Source organism: Anaeromyxobacter dehalogenans 2CP-C (assembly GCF_000013385.1).
Taxonomy (GTDB): domain Bacteria; phylum Myxococcota; class Myxococcia; order Myxococcales; family Anaeromyxobacteraceae; genus Anaeromyxobacter; species Anaeromyxobacter dehalogenans_B.
In genome coordinates this window covers 4,313,673-4,333,527 of sequence record NC_007760.1, presented here as the reverse complement: position 1 = coordinate 4,333,527, position 19,855 = coordinate 4,313,673, and the positions used below count along the sequence as shown (strand labels likewise).

Below are 19,855 nucleotides of genomic sequence, written 5' to 3'. Positions count from 1 at the left end.
CGTGGTGGCGCGGGGTGCCTACGATTCCCCGCGATGCCGTCCCCGCTCCCCCGATCGCGCCGCGCCCCCGCGAGCGCGTCCACGGTGGTGGACCTCGCGCAGGCGCGCGAGTCGCGCCGGCTGCGCGAGCTGCAGGCGCGCTGCCGCGGCGTGGACGAGGTGAACCGGCGGGGCCTGTCGCGGTTGTTCCAGAGCGGCCTCATCTTCACGCGCCAGGGCGCCAGGCTCGGGCGCGATCTCCTGCTCGCGCACCAGCACCTGCTCCGCGTGTCCGACCTGCTCGCGCGCATCGGCGAGCTGCCGGCGGAGGAGGCGGGCGACGCCGATCCGCTGTACGCGGAGGCGCAGTCGCTGCTCGCCCGCACCACCGAGCTGACCGCCCGCACCGGCCTCGTGCTCGCGCGCGGCCGCTGATCGCCCGCGCCGGGCTCGCCCCGCCACCATCACTCGCGGTATCATTCACCGAGCGCGTCGCCCGCGCGGGCGCGCCGCCCGCCCGGCGCGGGCGCGAGGGGCGGTGGCATGCGGAAGGTCCTGGCGGTGGGCGCGGCGATCGCCGCGCTGGCGGCACCCGCGGCGGCGAGCGCGCAGATGAGCCTGGGCGTTCGCGTCGGGTACGCGCGGGCGCTCGGCGACGTGGGGGAGGGCGGCGGCCAGCGGCACGCCATGTCCGACTGGGTGGACGCGCAGCTCCCGGTGCAGGCGGACGTCATGTTCCGCGTGACCCCGGCGCTCTCGATCGGCCCGTACCTGTCCTACGGGTGGGCCTGGACCGGCGGCGATCTCCAGGCCCTGTGCCGCGAGCCCGGGGTCGATTGCTCCAGCTGGGCGCTCCGGGCCGGCGCGCAGGCCCTGTACCGGCTGGCGACGCGCGGGTCCCTCTCGCCCTGGCTCGGCGCCGGGATCGGCTACGAGTGGATCCAGTCCACCCGGGGCCTCCCCGGCGACGCGCGCGTGAACATGAACGGGCCGGAGTGGCTGAACCTCCAGGCCGGCGCCGATCTCGCGGCGACGTCCGGCCTGCGCATCGGGCCGTTCGCCATGGCGAGCCTGGGCCGGTACCAGACGGCGGAGGCCAGGCAGCAGTGGCCGTTCCCGAGCGGCCGCGCGGAGCTCGCCGACGCGCAGCGCTTCCACGGCTGGGTCCAGGTCGGGATCCGGGTCCAGCTCGAGCAGCGGTAGCGGATCGGGCGCCGCGGCGTCGTGTCGCGGCCGCCGGCCGCGAAGTTGCCGCGCGACCCACCCCGCGTATGCTTTCGGCCCGGCGGGGCTCCCGGCGCGACCTTCCGCTCCGGCGGCGGCCCCGATCACGTGAGGGGGATCGCCATGCGCAGGATCGTGACCTTGGGCGCGGTGCTCGCCGCGCTGCTGCTGCCGACCGCATCGAACGCGCAGGTCAGCCTGGGGCTCCGCCTCGGCTACGCCTGGGGGCTCGGCGACGTGGGCGGCGGCGGCGGGGACGAGCTGAAGATGTCCGACTGGGTGAACGGGCAGGTGCCGATCCAGGTGGACGCGCTGTTCCGGGTGACCCCGGAGCTCGCGGTCGGTCCCTACTTCTCCTACGGCTTCGCCGGCACCGGCGGCGACCTGAAGTCCATGTGCGACGTGTCCGGGGTGGACTGCTCCGCGTACGTGATGCGGCTCGGGGTCGAGGGCATCTACACGCTCCCGCGCGCCGGCAACCTCGCGCCCTGGCTCGGCCTCGGCATCGGGTACGAGTGGAACCGCCTGAAGGCGGAGGGCGGCGGCGAGAACCTGACCATGAAGTGGAAGGGCATGGAGTGGCTGAACCTGCAGGCCGGCATGGACTTCCTCGTCGCGCCGCAGCTCCGCACCGGCCCGTTCCTGATGGTGAGCTTCGGTCGCTACGACAAGGGCGACGCCTCGGGCGTGATCTCCGGCGGCGGCAGCATCAACGACAAGAAGTTCCACGAGTGGCTGCAGGTCGGCTGGCGCGGCCAGTTCGACCTGTAAGGCGCCGAGCCGGGCGCGCAGCGCGGGAGGCCGCCCCCCGGGGCGGCCTTCGCGCGTTCCGGGCGCCGGGCTTGCCCCCGGCGCGCCGCCGCGCTACCGCTCCGGGCGCGGAGGCGACATGCACGGATCGCTGGTGGAGCTCGAGATCGACTCGCAGGCGCTGGCCGGGAACCCGCTCGGCGATCCGGCGCGGCGGCCGCTGCTGTGCTGGGTGCCGCCGGGCGGCGCGGCCGGGCTGCCCGCGGTCTACTTCCTCCACGGCTTCGCCGGCTCGGCCCGCGGCTGGCTCAACGTGAGCGCGTTCCAGCCCACCGTGCCGGAGCGGCTCGACGCGCTGGTCGCGGCCGGCGAGGTCCCGCCGTTCGTGGCCGTGTTCCCGGACGGCTTCACCGCGCTCGGCGGCACGCAGTGGTTCAACGCGCCGGCGGTGGGCCGCTACCAGGACTACGTGGCCGACGACGTGGTGCGCATGGTGGACGCGCGGCTCGGGACCGTCCCGCGGCGCGAGGCGCGCGCGGTGGTGGGGAAGAGCTCGGGCGGCTACGGCGCGCTGCGCATGGGGCGGGACCGGCCCGACGTCTTCGCGCACCTCGGCTGCCACGCCGGCGACGCCTACTTCGAGTACTGCTACCTGCACGACCTCCCCCAGGCCGCGGCGGCGCTGCTCGGCGCGCCCGACGCCGCCGCGTGGCTCGCGGACGCGAAGCGGCGGGCCCGCGAGACGAGGCTCGGGGGCGGCGACCACCCGGTGCTGAACGTGCTCGCGATGGCGGCCCACTACGCCGCCGATCCCGGCGCGCCGCTCGGCCTGGCGCTCCCGTTCGAGCTGCCGAGCGGCCGGATCCGCGAGGACGTGTGGGCGCGCTGGCTGGAGGCGGATCCGGTCCGCTTCGTGCCGCGCGCGCTCGACGCCTACCGGCGCCTCGCGAGCGTGTTCCTCGACTGCGGCACCCGCGACGAGTTCCACCTGCGCTGGGGCGCCCGGATGGTGGCGGAGGCGCTGCGCGCGGGCGGCGTGCCGGTGGTCCACGAGGAGTTCGAGGGCGGCCACATGGGCACGAGCTGGCGCTACGACGCCTCCATCAAGCACCTCGTCCCGCGCCTGGCCCGGCGCTGAGCAGGGCCCGCGGATACGATGAGGGCATGACCGCCCCCGTCCCGTCCCGCGCCGCCGCCTGGTCGCTGCTCTGCGAGCACACCGCCTCCCAGCCGCTCCGCCGCCACGCCCTCGCGGTGGAGGCGTCGATGCGCGCGCTGGCGCTGCGCGCCGGCGTGACGGATCCGGCCGGGCTGGAGACCTGGGGCCTGGTGGGCCTGCTCCACGACTTCGACTACGAGCGCTTCCCCACCGAGCAGGACCACGTCTTCCGCGGCATGGAGATCCTGCGCGCCCGCGGCTGGCCGGAGCAGATCGTGAAGGCGGTGGGCGGGCACGCGTTTTACACCGGCATCGCGCGCGAGACGCCCATGGAGAAGGCGATCGTGGCCGCCGACGAGCTGACCGGCTTCGTGGGCGCCTGCGCGCTGGTGCGCCCCTCGAAGCGGATCGCCGACGTGCCGGTGGAGTCGGTCGTGAAGCGCATGAAGGACAAGGCGTTCGCGCGCTCGGTGGACCGCGAGTACATCCGGCGCGGCGCGGAGGAGGTCGGGCTGCCGCTCCCGGAGCTGGTGGCGCTCGTGCTGCGGGCGCAGGTGCCCATCGCGGCGCGGCTCGGGCTGGACGGCGCGGCGGCGCCGGACCTGCCCGACGAGCCGGTGCCGCCCGAGCCACCACCCCCCGCGCCCGCGCCCGCGCCGTAGCCGGAACGAAGCGCGGCGCGCCCGGCGAGCGGGCGCGCCGCGGGGCGCGAGGGTTCCGGGGAGGACTACTCGCGCGGCGGGTTGCCCCGGCGCAGGAACGCCGGGATGTCGTACTGGTCCTCGTCGGCGGGGCGGTACACCGGCGCCTCGCGGCGGAACGACACCTTCGCGGGCGCGGTGACGTGGGCCGGCGCGGCCGGGGTCTGCAGCCGGATGGGCGGCTTGGCGGCGGCCTCGACCGGCAGCGGCGGCGGGACCTGCCGGACCGTCGCCGGCGCCCTCGCCTCCACCGGCTCGACCTTGCGGGCGATCGCGCGGCTGCGCTCCTCGCGCGCCTGGAAGCCGGTGGCGATGACGGTGATCTTCACCTCGTCGCCGAGGCGCTCGTCGATCACCGAGCCGAAGATGATGTTCGCGTCGCTGTCGGCGGCGGCCTGCGCCATCGACACCGCCTCGTTCACCTCGTGCAGGGTGAGGTTCGGGCCGCCGGTGATGTTGACCAGCAGGCCGGTGGCGCCGTCCAGCGTGACGTCCTCGAGCAGCGGCGAGCTGATGGCGGCCTGCATCGCCTCCATGGTGCGCTGCTCGCCGGAGGACCGGCCCGTGCCCATGAGCGCCATGCCCTGGCCGCCCATGATGGTGCGCACGTCGGCGAAGTCCACGTTGACGATGCCGTGCACGGTGATGAGGTCGGAGATGCCCTGCACCGCGTTCAGCAGCACCTCGTCGGCGCGCTTGAACGCGTCGGCGAGCGACATGTTCTCGCCCGCCACCGAGAGCAGCCGCTGGTTCGGGATCACGATGAGCGTGTCCACCGCGGCGGCCAGCTCGGCGATGCCGGCCTCGGCCTGCTTGCGCCGCTTGTTCCCCTCGAACAGGAACGGCTTCGTCACCACGCCCACGGTGAGCGCCCCGGTGGCCTTGGCGATGTCGGCCACCACCGGCGCGCCGCCGGTGCCGGTGCCGCCGCCCATCCCGGCGGTCACGAACACCATGTCGGCGCCCTCCAGCGCCGCCGCGATCTGCTCGCGCTCCTCCAGCGCCGCGGTGCGGCCCACCTCCGGGTTCGCGCCCGCGCCCAGCCCGCGCGAGGCGGACTTGCCGAGCTGGATCTTCACGCCGGCCTTGTTCGCGGCCAGCGCCTGCACGTCGGTGTTGGCGGCGATGAACTCCACGCCCTCGAGGCGCCCCGCCACCATGGTGTTGATGGCGTTGCCGCCCCCGCCGCCGACGCCGATCACCTTGATCTTCGCCGCGTCCTGCCTGTCGGTGTACTCGATCATTGGTCGGTTCCCCCCGCGGCTAGAAGATCTGGCCCAGCCACTCCTTCATGCGGACCTTCACCTTGCGGTAGACGTTCTCGTCCCGGATCTTGAAGTACGGGCTCTCGTCCTGCTGGTGCGCGCCGTAGATCACCAGGCCCACCGCGGTCGCGTACATCGGGCTCTTCACCACGTCCACCAGGCCGCCGATCCCCCGCGGCATCCCCCGCCGCACCGGCACGCCCAGCACCTCCTCGGCCATCTCCGGCATCCCGGCGAGCAGCGTCGAGCCGCCGGTGATCACCACGCCCGAGGCGAGGATCTCCTCCATGCCGCACTTCTGGATCTCGTGCTGCACCAGCATGAAGATCTCCTCGACGCGCGGCTCCACGATCTCGGCGAGGATGTGGCGCGAGAGGACGCGCGGCTGCCCGCCGCCCACGCTGGGCACCTCGATGGTCTCGGTCTTGTCCACCATCGAGGCCATGGCGCAGCCGTACTGCTTCTTGATCCGCTCCGCCTCGTGGGTGGGCGTGCGCAGCCCCACCGCCACGTCGTTGGTGAGGTGGTTGCCGCCCAGCGAGATCACCGCGGTGTGCTGGATGGAGCCGTTGTGGAAGATGGCGATGTCGGTGGTGCCGCCCCCGACGTCCACCAGGCACACGCCCAGCTCCTTCTCGTCCTCGGAGAGCGTGGCGAGCGAGGAGGCCAGCGGCTGCAGCACGATGTCGGCCACGTTCAGGCCGGTGCGCTGCGCGCACTTGACGATGTTCTGCGCCGAGGAGACCGCGCCGGTGACGATGAGCGCCTTCGCCTCCAGGCGCACCCCGCTCATCCCGACCGGCTCCTTCACGCCGTCCTGGTCGTCCACCACGAACTCCTGCGGGAGCACGTGGATGACCTCGCGGTCCAGCGGGATCGCGACCGCCTTTGCCTGGTCGATGACGCGGTCCACGTCCTGCTGGCGGACCTCCTTGTCCTTCACCGCCACCACGCCGTGCGAGGGGAACGCCTTGATGTGGCCGCCGGCGATGCCGGTGTAGACGGTGGTGATCTCGCACCCCGCCATGTGCTCCGCCTCCTCGATCGCGCGCTTGATCGAGGCGACGGTGGCGTCGATGTTGACCACCACGCCCTTCCGCAGCCCCTTCGACGGGTGCGAGCCGATGCCGATGATGTCGATCGAGCCGTCGTCGGTGACCTCGCCGACGATGGCGCAGATCTTCGTCGTGCCGATGTCCAGGCCGACGAGGATGTCCCCGCTCTTCGCCATGTTGAACCTCCGGGCGTGACCGCGCCGTCGCGCTTTCGCCCACCTAGGGCCCTCTCGGACCCGTCCCTACCGCAGCGACGACGAGCGTCCCTGCGGACCACCACCACCACCTGCCGCGTACGACCGTCCGTCCGGCTCACCGCGCCGACCGGCCACCCGGACCGCCACCCAGTCCGGGCGGCGGCGGTTGTCCAGGTGCAGCACCTCCGCCCGCTCCCCCTCGGCGTCGAGCGCCGAGAGGACGCGGTCGAGGCGCGTCAGCTTCTCCTCGAGGTCTCCCTGGCCGAGGCGGATCTCCGTCCCCTCGTCCGACCAGAGCGTGGTCCCGTACTCCGGGTCCACGTGGATCTCCGAGATCGTCGAGCGCGCGTCGAGGCCGCGCGCCGACCAGCGCCCGAGCAGCGCCAGCGCGCCGCCCAGCAGCGGCGCGAACTCGGCGCGCCCCTCCACCCAGGCCTCGCGCTCGATGCCGGTGATGACCGGCAGGTCCAGCCCGTCGCCCGGGACCGCGCGCTTGAACACCTCGCCGCGGTCGTCCACCAGGTACAGGCCGCCCAGGTCCACCAGCGCCGCCGGGCGCCGCTCCGACACCTGCACCTCGAGCGCGGGCGGGAAGGAGCGGCGGACCTGGGCCGAGGCGATCCAGGGGTGGCGCCGCAGCGCCGCTGCCATCGCGTCGGTGTCGAGGAACAGGAGGTGGTCGCCCGGCTGCACCGGCGACAGGTCGAGCAGCTCCTGCGGCGTCGCGCGGGAGAGCCCCTCGAACCGGAGCTCGCGGACGCGCAGCAGGTCGCTCCTCCAGCCGAGGCGCCAGCCCAGGTACGCGGCGCCGCCGAGCGAGGCGAGCGCGACGATCGAGGGCAGGGCGAGCGCCATCGCGCGGGCCAGCCGCCGCCGCCGCTCCCCCGGAACCCTGTCCACGCGCCGCCGGTTCGGACCCCGCGCCACCCGCCACTCCCGCCACCCGGACACATCCGCCCACCGCAGCCCACGTGGATGAAACCAGAGGGCGCTTCCGGGCGCTATCACCCGACGGTGCAGGATGCCCGAGCACCGGCCGCTGGCAAGTTTTCCGCCGCGGAACTCCGCGCCGCCCGGCTTCTCGTCTTCCGGCGACGATGCGCTAGCATCTCGGCACATGCACCCCGGGCGCGCCAGCGTGGCGGGACTCCTCGCCGCGGCCACCGTCGCCGCCGGGCCGGCCCGCGCCGCGCCCGCCGCGCCGGCGGCGCCTGCGCCGGTGGTGCGGCGGGGTGCCGCAGCGGTGGCGCCGCTCCCGCCCGGCCAGGCCCGCTCGACCCACGCGCCCTACGCGGCCGGCGACTGCGGCGCCTGTCACCGCTCGGCGGACCGCGCCAGCCCGGGCCCCCTGCGCCACGCGAGCGTGAACGCCGGGTGCCTCGAGTGCCACGAGGAGATGCGGGAGGTGATGGCGCGCAAGCTCAAGCACGCGCCGGCCGTCCGGTCCTGCACCGCCTGCCACAACCCGCACGACGCCGCCGGCCCGTCGCTGCTCGCGGCGCCGGTGGCCGAGCTGTGCGCCCGCTGCCACCCCGGGGTCGCGGCGCAGGCCGCCGCCGCGCCGGTGAAGCACGCCCCGGTGACCGAGGGGCGGGCCTGCGCGACCTGCCACGATCCGCACGCCGCCCGCCACGAGGCGCTGCTCACCGCGCCGGCGTTCGAGCTGTGCGTCGGCTGCCACTCGAAGGACGGCATGAAGGCGGCGGACGGGCGGACGCTGGTCAACATGCGCCGCTGGCTGGAGGAGAACCCGGTCTGGCACGAGCCGGTGCGGGAGCGCGACTGCGGCGCCTGCCACCGCACCCACGGCGGCGACCACCCGCGGCTGCTGGTGGCGGACCTGCCCGACAAGCTCTACGCGCCCTACGACCGGCGCAGCTACGCGCTCTGTTTCGGCTGCCACAACGACCGGCTGGTCTCGGAGGCCGAGACCACGGCGTTCACGCGCTTCCGGGACGGCGCGCGGAACCTGCACAAGGTGCACGTGGACCGGGAGCGGGGCCTCACCTGCCGCGCCTGCCACGACGCCCACGCGTCCAGGCAGGAGCGGCACGTGCGCGACCGCGTGGCCTACGGGAGCGGCGGGTACGTGCTCGAGCTCGGCTTCACGCGCACCGCCACCGGCGGGACCTGCGCCAAGGCGTGCCACGAGGCGAAGACGTACGTGGCGCGCTGAGGGGCGCTGGCCCACCGTCCGGCTCGCGGTTCGACGGGCTCACCGCGCGCGGATACCGGGAGGCTCCGCTCGCCCCGAGCCTGTCGAAGGGCGGAAGAGGGCGCTCACGCCTTCAGCGCCGCGCCGTCGAGGATCCGGTCGCACAGGTCCGGGAAGGACAGGCCCAGCCCGGCGGCGATCTTCGGGACGAGCGACGTCGCGGTCATCCCGGGGAGCGTGTTCACCTCCAGGATGTACGGCGTCCCGTCGGCGGCCACGATGAAGTCCACGCGGGTCACGCCGCTGCAGCCGATGCCGCGGTGCGCGGCCTCGGCCGCCTCCATGACGGCGCGGACGTGCGCCTCGGGGATGCGCGCCGGGTAGAAGTACTTCGTGGTGCCGGCGGTGTACTTCGCGGCGTAGTCATAGAACGCGTTCGCGGGCACGATCTCGATCGCCCCGAGCGCCTTGCCTTCCAGCACCGCCACGTCCACCTCGGTGCCCTTGACGTACCGCTCGACGATCACGTCGCCGGCGTAGCCGGCGGCGTCGCGGCAGGCGGGCCCGAGCTCCGCGGCCGCGTTCACGAGGTGCACGCCCACCGACGAGCCCTCGCCGGCGGGCTTCACCACGCAGGGCAGGCCGAACGGCAGGTCGTCCACGCCGATCGCGCCGGCGGCGGCGCGCGGGAACACGCGGTAGTCGGCGACGGCCAGCCCGAGCGAGCGGAAGATCGCCTTCGACACGGTCTTGTCCATGCCCATGGCCGAGGCGAGCACGCCCGAGCCGGTGTACGGGATGGCCATCGACTCGAGCAGCCCCTGGATGCTGCCGTCCTCGCCCCACCGGCCGTGCAGCGCCACGAACGCGACCTCCACCCGCTCGGCGCGGAGCCGCGCCGCGACCTCGAGGTCCACGTCCACCAGCACCACGTCGTGGCCCTTCTGCCGGAGCGCCTCGGCGCAGGCGGCGCCGGTCCGGAGCGACACCTCGCGCTCGCTGGAGCGCCCGCCGTACAGCACCGCCACCCTCTTGCCCGTCCACGTGCTCATGTCGCCTCCCGGGGGCGCGCGCCCCCGCTCGCCGCGCCGGGGCCGCCGCCGTCGGCCGCGTGCCCGTCCAGCCCTGCCAGCTCGTCCGGCGGGAACTCGCCCATCAGCCGGACCTCGGTCTCGAGCGCGATCCCGAACCGCTCCTTCACCCGTGCCCGCGCGAGCCTGATGAGCGCGAGCACGTCGCGGGCGGTCGCGCCGCCCAGGTTGGTCACGAAGTTCGCGTGCACCGGGGACCACACGGCGCCGCCGACGCGGTGCCCCTTCAGCCCGACCGCCTCGATGAGCCGCCCCGCGTACTCGCCCGGCGGGTTCGTGAAGGTGGAGCCGAAGGTGGGCCGGTCGAGCGGCTGGGTGGCGCGGCGGCGCTCGCGGTCCTCGCGCATGAGCGCCTCGCTCGCGGCCACGTCGCCGGGGCGGAGCCGCACCTCCACGCGCGCGACCACCGCGCCGGGCGGGAGGCGGCAGGTGCGGTAGGCGTAGCCCAGCGCGGCGGCGGGCACGAAGCCGGCGCCGTCGGCGGTGGCGAGCTCGAGCCGCGTGACGACGTCCTTCATCTCGCCGAGGCGCGTGCCGGCGTTCATGGCCGCCGCGCCGCCCAGCGTCCCGGGGATCCCGCCCAGGAACTCCATGCCGACGAGGCCGTGCGCGTGCGCGCGCGCCGGCAGCCGCGCGATGGGCGCGCCGGCGGAGAGGACCAGCGTGTCACCGTCGGTGGATTCGCCCGGGAAGTCCTGCGGGAGCCGGAGCACCACCCCGCGCACGCCCGCGTCCGCGACGAGCGTGTTCGCGCCGCCGCCGAGCACCGAGAGCGGCACCCCCAGCTCGCGCACCGCGCCGAGCAGCGCCGAGAGCGCGTCGCCGTCGGCGGGGCGGCAGAGCAGGTCGGCCGGCCCGCCGACCCGCACGGCGGTGCGCGGCGCGAGCGGCGCGTCGCGCAGGTGCTCGCCGCGCACGCGGCGGGCGATCTCGTCGCGCCAGGTCACGTGCGGGAGGCCGGGCGGGCCGGCGCGCCGGGGGAGGGGGCGCTCATCGCTCGAGCAGCGCCAGGAGCTCCGGGCCGGCGGCGGTCACGTCGCCGGCGCCGAGCGTGAGGACCAGGTCGCCGGGGCGGATCCGCTCCCTGGCGGCGCGGGCCAGCTCGGCGCGGGGGACGACCGTCACGTCGCGGTGGCCCCAGGCGCGGATGGCCTCCGCCAGGTTCGCGGCGGTCGCGCCCGGGATGGGCTCCTCGCCGGCGGCGTAGATGTCGGTGAGCAGCAGCACGTCCGCGTCGTTGAACGCGGTGGCGAACTCGGCCATGAGGTCGCGGGTGCGGGTGTAGCGGTGCGGCTGGAACAGGCAGACCACGCGCCGCTTGAACGCCTCGCGCGCGCCCTGGAGCGTGGCCTTCACCTCGGCCGGGTGGTGACCGTAGTCGTCCACCACGGTCACGCCCGCCACCTCGCCGCGGACGGTGAAGCGCCGCTGCACGCCCTGGAAGCTGCGGAGCGCCTCGCGGGTGACGAGCGGCGGGATGCCCATCTCGTCGCCGAGCGCGATGACCGCGAGCGCGTTGAGCGCGTTGTGGCGGCCCACCATGGCCACCTCGAAGCGCCCCAGCGCCTCGTCGCGCCGGAACGCGTCGAAGCGGACGGCGTGGCCGGACAGCTCGATGGCCTCGGCCCGGTAGTCGGCCTGGTGGCTCTCGCCGTAGGTGACCACCCGCTTCTCCACGTCGGGCAGGATCGACTGCACGGTGGGGTGGTCGATGCAGAGGATGGCGAGCCCGTAGAACGGCACGCGGTTCACGAAGTCCACGAACCCGCGGCGCAGCGCGTCCGGCGTCTTCCAGTGGTCGAGGTGCTCGGGGTCGATGTTGGTGACGATCGCGATGGTGGGCGGGATGCGCAGGAACGAGCCGTCGGACTCGTCCGCCTCCACCACCATGTAGTCGCCCTTGCCCAGCTTGGCGTTGGAGCCGAACGCGTTCACCTTGCCGCCCACCACCGCGGTCGGGTCGAGGCCGGCGTGCGCGAGCAGGTGCGCCGCCATGGAGGTGGTGGTGGTCTTGCCGTGCGAGCCGGCGATGGCGACGCCGTACTTGAGCCGCATCAGCTCGGCCAGCATCTCGGCGCGCGGGATGACCGGGATCTTCCGCCGCCGCGCCTCCAGCACCTCCGGGTTGTCGCGCTTCACCGCGGACGAGATCACCACCACGTCCACCTGGAGCACGTTCTCGGCGGCGTGGCCGTAGGAGATGTGGCCGCCCAGCCCGGCCAGGCGGCGGGTGGTCTCGGACTCGCGCAGGTCGGACCCGGAGACGGTGTAGCCGAGGTTGAGCAGCACCTCGGCGATGCCGCTCATGCCGATGCCGCCCACGCCCACGAAGTGGATCTTGGCCTGCCTGGAACGGAAGAGGCTCATGTCGGGGGACGCTCCTCGGGGGCTACGACGCGAGATCCGGCGGGCGCGCGGGCTTCTGCCCGGGCTCGCGCGCCTGGCCGAAGGGCGAGCCCCAGCGGCGGCGGACCAGCTCCATGCACACGTCGGCGATCTCCTTGGCGGCCTGCGGGCTGCCCAGCCGGCCCGCGGCCCGCGCCATCCGCTCGCGGCGCTCCGGCGCGTCGAGGATGTCGCGGATCTCGCGCGCCAGCACCTCGCCGGTGAGGTCGCGCTCCTCGATCATCACCGCGGCGCCCGCGTCCACCAGGCTGCGCGCGTTCTTCACCTGGTGGTTGTCGGCGGCGGCGGGGAAGGGGACCAGGATCGACGGCTTCTTGCAGACGGTCAGCTCGGCCAGCGTGGTCGCGCCGGCGCGGCACACCACCAGGTCGCAGCCCGCGTACGCCGCGCTCATGTCGTCGATGAACTCGCGGACGTCCGGGGTGAACCCGCAGGCGCGGTAGCCCTTCTCGACGTACTCGCGGTCGCGCGCGCCGGTCTGGTGGGTGATCTGGATCCGCTCGCGCAGGTCGGCGAGGTGCGGCAGCGCCTCGATCACGCGCATGTTGAGCGCGTGCGCGCCCTGCGAGCCGCCGAACACGAGCAGCCGCGGCGCGCCGTGCGCGGACTCGGGCCGCATGTAGTTCTCCATCAGCCGCCGGCGGATGGGGTTGCCGAGCTGGTAGACCTTGCGCGGCGCGAAGTGCCGGGCCGCCTCGGGGAACGCGGTGAACGCCGCCTTCACCACGCGTCCCAGGAGCCGGTTGGTGAGGCCCGCGATCGCGTTCTGCTCCTGCACCGCGGTGGGGATGCGCATGGCCCAGGCGGTGAGCACCACCGGCCCGCTGGCGTAGCCGCCCACCCCCACCACCACGTCCGGCCGCCAGCGCCTGAGGATGCGCCAGGACTGCAGGAACGCGCGGGGCAGCAGCAGCAGGTTGAGCAGCGCGCCCACGAGGCCCTTCCCCTTCAGCCCCTTCACCTCGATGAGCTCGATGGGGAAGCCGGCGGCCGGGACCACCGAGGCCTCCAGGCCGCGGGCGGTGCCCACGAAGACCACGTCGTTGGCGGGGTGGCGCGTGACCACCTCCTCCGCCAGCGCGATGCCGGGGAACACGTGCCCGCCGGTGCCGCCGCCCGCCACCATCATCCTCATGACGCGTCCTCCGCGCGGGCCGCGGACAGCCGCGGCGCGCCGCCGATGGGCGCGCCCACCCGCACCGCCGCAGGCGCCCGGGTGAGGAAGCCGCCGCGTTCGCCGCTCACCGACAGGAGCAGGCCGGTCGCGGCGAGCAGCGTCATGATGGAGCTGCCGCCGTAGGAGACGAAGGGCAGGGTGAGCCCCTTGGTCGGCGCGAGGCCGAACACCACCGCCAGGTTGACGAGCGCCTGGGTGCCGACGAGCGCGGTGACGCCCAGGGCGGCGTAGCAGCCGAACGCGTCGGGCGCGCGCAGCGCGGCGCGGGTGCCGCGCCAGAGCACCACGCCGTAGAGCAGCAGCAGGAGCGCCATGCCGACGAGCCCCGTCTCCTCCGCCAGCACCGCGGCGATGAAGTCGGTGTGCGCGGCGGGCAGGAAGTACAGCTTGCCCTTGCCCTGGCCCAGCCCCTGCCCCAGCCAGCCGCCGTTCGCGGTGCCGAGCAGCGACTCCCAGAGCTGGAAGGCGAAGGTGGTCTTGTACTGCTCGGGGTTCATGAAGGCGAGCCACCGCTGGTAGCGGTACTCGGTGGACTTGATGAAGTGCCAGGCGATCGGCGCGGCCACCAGCCCCGCCGCCACCAGGTAGGAGACCCGCGCGCCGGCCGCGAACAGCATCGCGAACAGCACCATGAACAGGATGAAGCCGGTGCCGAGGTCCTTCTGCCACAGGCACAGGCCCACCATGAGCAGCGTGACGAGCAGGTGCGGCAGCAGGCCGATGGAGAACATCCGCATCTTGGACTGCTTCCGCGAGAGCGAGTGCGCGAGGTAGAGCACCAGCGCGACCTTGGCGAGCTCGGCGGGCTGCAGGTTCACCGGGCCGAGCGGGATCCAGCGCTGCGCGCCGCCCGCGGTGCGGCCCACCAGCTTCACCAGCACCAGCGCCGCCAGCGTGGCGGCGAGCACCGGGTACGCCACCGCCGCGATCCGGCGGTAGCCCACGCGCAGCACCGCGGCCATGCCGGCGAGGCCGATGCCGACCGCCACCAGCTGCCGCTTCAGGTAGTAGAACTCGTCGCCGAGCCGGCGGCCCGCCTCGACCGCGCTCGCCGAGTAGACCATCACCAGGCCGAGCGCGACGAGCAGCAGCACCGCCGCGAGCAGGAGCGGGTCGAAGCCCGGCGCGCCCGCCCGCGGCGCCTCGGGCGCGCGTTCGTCCCGGGCCTGGCGGAAGAGCCTCATCGCGCCTGCTCCGTCGCGAGCCGGCGGAAGGCCTCGCCGCGCTCCTCGTAGCTCGCGAACTGATCGTAGCTGGCGCAGGCGGGGGAGAGCAGCACCACGTCGCCCGGCCCCGAGAGGACCGCGGCCCGGCGCACCGCGCCGGGCAGGTCGCCGCACGGCTCGGTGGGCGCGAGGTCGCCCAGCTCCCGCTCGATGGCGGGCGCGTCCTCCCCGATGGTGAGCAGCGCCTTCACCCGCCCGCCGAACAGCGGGCGCAGCGGCGCGTAGGGCGCCTTCTTGCCGCGGCCGCCCATGATGAGGACCACGCGCGGGGCGCCGGCCGGGAACGCGGCCAGGCCGACGAAGGTCGAGTCCACGTTGGTGGCCTTGGAGTCGTTCACCCACTCGACCCCGCGCCCCTCCGCCACCAGCTCGAGCCGGTGGTGCAGGCCGGGGAACGCGTCCAGCCCGGCCTGGACCGCCTCGCCCGGCACGCCCATCAGCCGCGCGCAGAGCACCGCGGCCATGGCGTTCTCGCGGTTGTGGCGGCCGCGCAGCGCGCGGTTGTGCAGCTGGTAGCGCTCCGGCGCCCGCCCGCGCGGCGTGTACCAGATGGCCGTGCCCCCGGGGCCGGGCTCGCCGCCCTCGTCGCGGGCGGAGGCCGGGACCGGCGCGCCGAAGCCGAAGGTGTGCAGGTCGCCGCGCGACGCGCCGGCCATGGCGAGCGCCCGCGGGTCGCGCGCGTTCGCGACGGCCACGTCGTCCGGCTCCTGGGTCGCGAACAGGCGCGCCTTCGCGGCCGCGTACGCGTCCACGTCGGGGTAGCGGTCGAGGTGGTCGGGGGTGACGTTCAGCACCGCCGCCACCCGGGCGCGGAAGCGCTCGATCCCCTCGAGCTGGAACGAGGAGAGCTCGACCACCGCGGCGGCGGCGGGCTCGCCGGACAGGACCAGCTCGGAGAGCGGGGTGCCCAGGTTGCCGCCCACGAACGTCCGCCGGTGGCGGGCGAGCAGGGCGCCGGTGAGCGCGGTGGTGGTGGACTTCCCGTTCGTCCCGGTGATCCCGACGATCGGCAGGCCGCCCAGGAAGCGCGCGGCCAGCTCGACCTCGCCCCACACCGGCACGCCGCGCCGCCGCGCCGCCTGGATCTCCGGGTTCGCGAGCGGCACGCCCGGCGACGCCACCACCAGGTCGGCGCCGGTGAAGTCGGCGGCGTCGTGGCCGCCCAGGCGGCGGGTCACCGACGCCGGGAGCGCGGCGAGCGCGCCGCCCAGCGCGGCCTCGCCGCGGCGGTCGGTGACGGTGACGCGCGCGCCCTCGCGGGCGCAGAGCCGCGCGGCGGCCACGCCGCTCTTCGCGAGCCCCACCACCGTCACCCTGGTGCCCTTCAGCTCCGGTGCGGCCACGGCTACCTCAGCTTGATGGAGAGCAGCGCCACCAGCGCCAGCATCACCGAGATGATCCAGAAGCGGACGATGATCTTCGGCTCCGCCCACCCCTTCAGCTCGTAGTGGTGGTGGATGGGCGCCATCCGGAAGATGCGCTTGCCGGTGGTCTTGAAGGACCAGACCTGGAGGATGACGCTCACCGTCTCGGTCAGGAAGACGCCGTGCAGGATGGCGCTCGCGAACTCGTTCTTGGTGAGCACCGCCATCATGCCGAGGCCGCCCCCCAGGGCGAGCGAGCCCACGTCGCCCATGAACACCGACGCCGGATAGGTGTTGTACCAGAGGAACGCCACGCCCGCGCCGAAGATGGCCGAGCAGAACACGCCCAGCTCCTCCGCGCCGGGGATGTACGGCACCCGCAGGTACTCGGCCAGGCTGAACCCGGCGATGGTGGCGCCCGCCACGTAGGAGAGCGCCAGGAACGTCATGGCCGACACGACGGTCGGCCCGATGGCGAGGCCGTCCAGGCCGTCGGTCAGGTTCACCGCGTTCGAGGTGGCGATCACCACGAACACCATGAACGGCAGGTAGAGGAAGCCGAGGTCCGGGTTGAACAGCCGGGACGGCACGAACGGCAGCGTCACGTGGAGGTCCACGTAGCTGCCCACGAACACCCAGGGGAAGCGGTGCTCGACGTGGAAGCGCCAGTCGGTGAGGCAGGCGTAGTAGACCACCACCACCACCAGGACCTGGAGCACCAGCTTCTTCTTGCCGGCCAGGCCCTTCGAGTTCTTCTTCGAGATCTTGAGCCAGTCGTCGGTGAAGCCGATGGCGCCGTAGCCGAGGGTGACGAGCAGGGCCGCCCACACGAAGCGGTTGGCGAGGTCGGCGAACAGCAAGGTGGCGATCGCGACCGAGGCCAGGATCAGCGCGCCGCCCATCGACGGCGTGCCGGCCTTCTTCTTGTGCGTGTCGGGCGTGTCCTCGCGGACGTTCGTCGAGCCGTACTGGAGCACCCGCATCCGCTCGATGAAGATCGGCCCGAGCAGCAGGCCCAGCACCATGGCGGTGAGCCCCGCCGCCACGATGCGGAAGGACGGGTAGCGGAGGACGTTGAGGAGGCTGAGCTTGTAGGCCAGCGGGTAGAGGAGGTGGTAGAGCATCTAGCGCAGGGCCTCGACGAGCCGCTCGAGCTTCATGCCGCGGCTCCCCTTCACGAGCAGGACGTCGGTGGGACGGAGCCGCTCGCGCACGAACGCGACGAGGCGGTCCAGGTCCTCGGTGTGGAAGGTCTCGGCGAGGCCGGCCGCGCGGGCGGCCTCGGCGGTGGCGCGGGCGCGCGGCCCGAACGCGGCCAGCACCGCCACCCCGGCGGTCGCCGCCTCGGCGCCGAGCGCGCGGTGCGCCTCCGCCTCGAAGCTCCCCAGCTCGAGCATGTCCCCGAGCACCGCGACCGCGCGGGCGCCGGGCGCGGCGGCGAGGTCGCGCAGGACCTCGAGCGCCGCCGACATCGAGGCCGGGTTCGCGTTGTAGCAGTCGTCCACCAGCTGGACGCCGGAGGGGAGGCGCTCCAGGCGCAGGCGGCGGCCCACCGGCCGGACCGCGGCGAGCCCCTGCGCGATCTCGCGATCGGTGCAGCCCACCGCGATGGCCGCGCAGGCGGCGGCCGCGGCGTTGCGGGCGTTGTGCGCGCCGACCAGGCCGGGGATGTGGACCGGGACCTCGCGGTTGCCGACGCCGAGCACGAAGCGGAGCCCCTCCACCGACTGCGAGAGGACCTCGAGCACCACCACGTCGCCGCGCCGGCCGCGGCCGGAGGCGAACGTGAGCATGCGGCGGCCGGAGGCGACGCCGCGCTTCAGCATGCGCGCGTCGTCCGCGTTCACCACCGCGATCCCGCCGGCCGGCAACCCCTCGTACAGCTCGGCCTTCGCGTCCGCCACCGCCTCCACCGTGCCGAGCCCCTCCAGGTGGGCGGGCGCGGCCAGCGTCACCACCCCGACCTGCGGCTGGGCGATCGCGGCGAGCCGCGCGATCTCGCCGGGGTGGTTCATCCCCATCTCGATGACCGCGGTCGCGTGCGCGTCGTCCAGGCCGAACAGCGTGAGCGGGACGCCCACCTCGTTGTTCAGGTTGCCCTCGGTCTTCAGCACCGGGCCGCGGGTGGCCAGGATGGCGGCGATCATCTCGCGCGTGGTGGTCTTGCCGTTCGAGCCGGTGACCCCGATCACCGGGATGCCGAACCGGCAGCGGTGGAAGCGCGCGATCGCGCCGAGCGCCGCGAGCGTGTCGGCCACCGCGAGCGCGGGGCGCGGGGGGGCGGGGTGCGCGGCGGCCCACGCCCCGGACACCACCAGCGCGGCGGCGCCGGCCGCGGCGGCGGCCTCCAGGTGGTCGTGCGCGTCGAAGCGCTCGCCCTTCAGCGCCACGAAGAGCTGCCCCGCGGCGAGCGTGCGGGTGTCGGTGGAGACGCCGTCCACCGCGGCCGGCGGGGCGCCGAGCCAGCGGCCGCCGGTCGCGGCCGCGAGCTCGTCGGAGGTGAAGTGCGGCGTGGAGCGGGGAGTGGTCATGCGATCCCGAGCGCCTTGCGCGCCTCGTCGCGGTCGGAGAAGGGGCGCCTCTCGGCGCCCACCTGCTGGTAGTCCTCGTGCCCCTTGCCGGCGACGAGCACCGCGTCGCCCTCGCGCGCGCACTCGACCGCGAGCGCGATGGCCGCGCGCCGGTCCGGCTCCACCACGTAGCCATCCTCGCCGGCGCGCGCCCGGGCGGCGCCGATGGCGGGCTTGCCGGCGCGGTCCAGGCCGGGCAGCACGTCGGCGATGATCGCGAGCGGATCCTCGGTGCGGGGGTTGTCGCTCGTCACGATGGCGAGGTCCGCGGCCGCGGCCGCCGCGCCCATGAGCGGGCGCTTGCCCCGGTCCCGGTCGCCGCCGCAGCCGAACACGCACACCAGGCGCCGCGGGGAGAGCCCGCGCAGCGCCGCGATCATGCGCGCCAGCGCGTCGTCGGTGTGCGCGTAGTCCACGAACACCGAGAGGCCGCGGCCGTCGATCCGCTCCAGCCGGCCGGGCGCGCCGTGCGAGGCGGCCAGGCCGCGGGCGACCGCCTCGGGCGGCAGTCCCAGGCCGAGCGCGAGGCCGGCGGCGCAGAGCAGGTTCTCGAGGTTGTGCTGGCCGACGAGCGGGGAGCGGATGGCGATGGCGCCGGCCGGGGTCTCGAAGGTCGCGCTGGTGCCGGCGAGGCCGGTCCGGACCTCGAGCGCGCGCAGCGCGTCGCCGGCCCGGCCGCCGTAGCGCCAGACGCGCGGCCCCGGCCCGAGCTGGTCGGCGAGGCGCGCGCCCCAGGGATCGCGCGCGTTGATCACCGCGGTGCCGCCCGGCGCGAGGTGCTCGGTGAAGAGCCGGCGCTTCGCGGCGAAGTACGCCTCCATGTCGCGGTGGTAGTCGAGGTGGTCGCGCGTGAGGTTGGTGAAGCCGGCAGCCTGGAAGCGGATCCCGGCCACCCGCTCCTGCGCGAGCGCGTGCGACGACACCTCCATCACCGCGTCCCGCGCGCCGGCCTCGACCATCTCCGCCAGCACCGCCTGGATGGCGGTGGACTCCGGGGTGGTGTGGCTGGCCGGCCGCTCGGCGCCGGGGAAGCGGAAGGAGATGGTGCCGAGGACGCCCACCGGCACCGCGGCGGCGCGCGCGCACGCCTCCACCAGGTAGGTGACGGTGGTCTTGCCGTTCGTGCCGGTGACCGCGGCCATGCGCAGGCGCTCGGCGGGCCGGCCGCAGAAGCTGGCGGCGGCGAGGGCCATGGCGCGGCGGGCGGACGGCGCGAGCAGCAGCCGGGCGGGGGCGCACTCGACCGGCCGCTCGGCGACCACCGCGACGGCGCCCCGCCGCGCCGCCTCGGCCGCGAACGCGTGGCCGTCGTGCTGGACGCCGGGCAGCGCGAAGAACACCGCGCCGGGGATGACCTCGCGCGAGTCGCCGGTGACGCGCGTGATCTCCGGATCGCCGGCGAGATCGCCGCGGGCGCCGCTGCCGGCGATGACGGTGGAGAGCCTCATGTCGCTTACCGCGGGAGATACCATGCAAACGGCCGTCCGCCTCGTTTTCCTCCGAAGCGCGGCCGGTTGCGCGCGGGCGTGTCCGCCG

At 74.7% G+C, this 19,855-nt stretch carries 18 protein-coding genes; 6 read left to right on the top strand and 12 right to left on the bottom strand.

All coding sequences use genetic code 11. The features are described 5' to 3' along the window. The first annotated feature begins 33 nt into the window (after positions 1-33). From ADEH_RS19535 to ADEH_RS19515, 5 genes are all read left to right on the top strand, one after another. Positions 34-414 carry a hypothetical protein gene (locus ADEH_RS19535; protein ID WP_011422831.1) on the top strand — a complete coding sequence of 127 codons (381 nt, stop codon included), beginning with the start codon at positions 34-36 and terminating at the stop codon, positions 412-414. Positions 415-522: 108 nt separating this feature from the next. Next, positions 523-1,182, top strand: a complete 660-nt coding sequence (locus ADEH_RS19530; RefSeq protein ID WP_011422830.1) for a hypothetical protein — start codon at positions 523-525, stop codon at positions 1,180-1,182. A 144-nt stretch (positions 1,183-1,326) separates the two neighbouring features. Continuing rightward, positions 1,327-1,974: an autotransporter domain-containing protein gene (locus ADEH_RS19525; RefSeq protein WP_041453714.1), complete on the top strand. Its 648-nt coding sequence runs from the start codon at positions 1,327-1,329 to the stop codon at positions 1,972-1,974. Positions 1,975-2,092: 118 nt separating this feature from the next. After that, a complete protein-coding gene (locus ADEH_RS19520) occupies positions 2,093-3,091 on the top strand; it encodes an alpha/beta hydrolase (protein ID WP_011422828.1) in 999 nt (332 codons plus the stop codon). Positions 3,092-3,117: 26 nt separating this feature from the next. After that, positions 3,118-3,774 (top strand): HDIG domain-containing metalloprotein, encoded by a 657-nt coding sequence (locus ADEH_RS19515; RefSeq protein ID WP_011422827.1) that lies wholly within the window; start codon positions 3,118-3,120, stop codon positions 3,772-3,774. A 65-nt stretch (positions 3,775-3,839) separates the two neighbouring features. Here ADEH_RS19515 and ftsZ read toward each other — a convergent pair whose 3' ends face one another. From ftsZ to ADEH_RS19500, 3 genes are all read right to left on the bottom strand, one after another. Next, on the bottom strand, positions 3,840-5,057 hold the full coding sequence (ftsZ, locus tag ADEH_RS19510; protein ID WP_011422826.1) for a cell division protein FtsZ: 1,218 nt from the start codon (positions 5,055-5,057) through the stop codon (positions 3,840-3,842). Between the two features lie 19 nt (positions 5,058-5,076). After that, positions 5,077-6,309 (bottom strand): cell division protein FtsA, encoded by a 1,233-nt coding sequence (gene ftsA / locus ADEH_RS19505; RefSeq protein ID WP_011422825.1) that lies wholly within the window; start codon positions 6,307-6,309, stop codon positions 5,077-5,079. A gap of 66 nt (positions 6,310-6,375) precedes the next feature. Beyond that, complete coding sequence (locus ADEH_RS19500) at positions 6,376-7,257, bottom strand: cell division protein FtsQ/DivIB (protein ID WP_011422824.1); 882 nt, start codon at positions 7,255-7,257, stop codon at positions 6,376-6,378. Between the two features lie 190 nt (positions 7,258-7,447). Between ADEH_RS19500 and ADEH_RS19495 the strand changes: the two genes are divergently transcribed. Further along, positions 7,448-8,506: a cytochrome c3 family protein gene (locus ADEH_RS19495; RefSeq protein ID WP_041453713.1), complete on the top strand. Its 1,059-nt coding sequence runs from the start codon at positions 7,448-7,450 to the stop codon at positions 8,504-8,506. A gap of 104 nt (positions 8,507-8,610) precedes the next feature. On the opposite strand, the gene ADEH_RS19490 is transcribed toward ADEH_RS19495, so the two are convergent. From ADEH_RS19490 to ADEH_RS19450, 9 genes are read right to left on the bottom strand one after another with little or no spacing between them, the layout of a single operon-like run. Next, a complete protein-coding gene (locus tag ADEH_RS19490) occupies positions 8,611-9,537 on the bottom strand; it encodes a D-alanine--D-alanine ligase (RefSeq protein ID WP_011422822.1) in 927 nt (308 codons plus the stop codon). Beyond that, positions 9,534-10,523 carry a UDP-N-acetylmuramate dehydrogenase gene (gene murB / locus ADEH_RS19485; RefSeq protein ID WP_011422821.1) on the bottom strand — a complete coding sequence of 330 codons (990 nt, stop codon included), beginning with the start codon at positions 10,521-10,523 and terminating at the stop codon, positions 9,534-9,536. The genes ADEH_RS19490 and murB overlap by 4 nt, the downstream gene beginning before the upstream one ends. A 43-nt stretch (positions 10,524-10,566) precedes the next feature. Then, complete coding sequence (gene murC, locus ADEH_RS19480) at positions 10,567-11,943, bottom strand: UDP-N-acetylmuramate--L-alanine ligase (RefSeq protein ID WP_011422820.1); 1,377 nt, start codon at positions 11,941-11,943, stop codon at positions 10,567-10,569. 22 nt (positions 11,944-11,965) lie between these two features. Then, complete coding sequence (gene murG / locus ADEH_RS19475) at positions 11,966-13,117, bottom strand: undecaprenyldiphospho-muramoylpentapeptide beta-N-acetylglucosaminyltransferase (RefSeq protein ID WP_011422819.1); 1,152 nt, start codon at positions 13,115-13,117, stop codon at positions 11,966-11,968. Beyond that, positions 13,114-14,343: a putative lipid II flippase FtsW gene (ftsW, locus tag ADEH_RS19470; RefSeq protein ID WP_011422818.1), complete on the bottom strand. Its 1,230-nt coding sequence runs from the start codon at positions 14,341-14,343 to the stop codon at positions 13,114-13,116. Before ftsW ends, murG begins: the two co-directional genes overlap by 4 nt. Next, positions 14,340-15,728, bottom strand: a complete 1,389-nt coding sequence (gene murD / locus ADEH_RS19465) for a UDP-N-acetylmuramoyl-L-alanine--D-glutamate ligase (RefSeq protein WP_011422817.1) — start codon at positions 15,726-15,728, stop codon at positions 14,340-14,342. Before murD ends, ftsW begins: the two co-directional genes overlap by 4 nt. Positions 15,729-15,730: 2 nt before the next feature. Next, positions 15,731-16,873: a phospho-N-acetylmuramoyl-pentapeptide-transferase gene (mraY, locus tag ADEH_RS19460; protein WP_011422816.1), complete on the bottom strand. Its 1,143-nt coding sequence runs from the start codon at positions 16,871-16,873 to the stop codon at positions 15,731-15,733. Then, a complete protein-coding gene (locus ADEH_RS19455; protein WP_011422815.1) occupies positions 16,874-18,280 on the bottom strand; it encodes a UDP-N-acetylmuramoyl-tripeptide--D-alanyl-D-alanine ligase in 1,407 nt (468 codons plus the stop codon). Beyond that, the gene (locus ADEH_RS19450; protein WP_041453712.1) at positions 18,277-19,767 is read right to left on the bottom strand and encodes a UDP-N-acetylmuramoyl-L-alanyl-D-glutamate--2,6-diaminopimelate ligase; all 1,491 of its coding nucleotides are present in this window, start codon (positions 19,765-19,767) and stop codon (positions 18,277-18,279) included. Before ADEH_RS19450 ends, ADEH_RS19455 begins: the two co-directional genes overlap by 4 nt. Positions 19,768-19,855 lie beyond the last annotated feature (88 nt).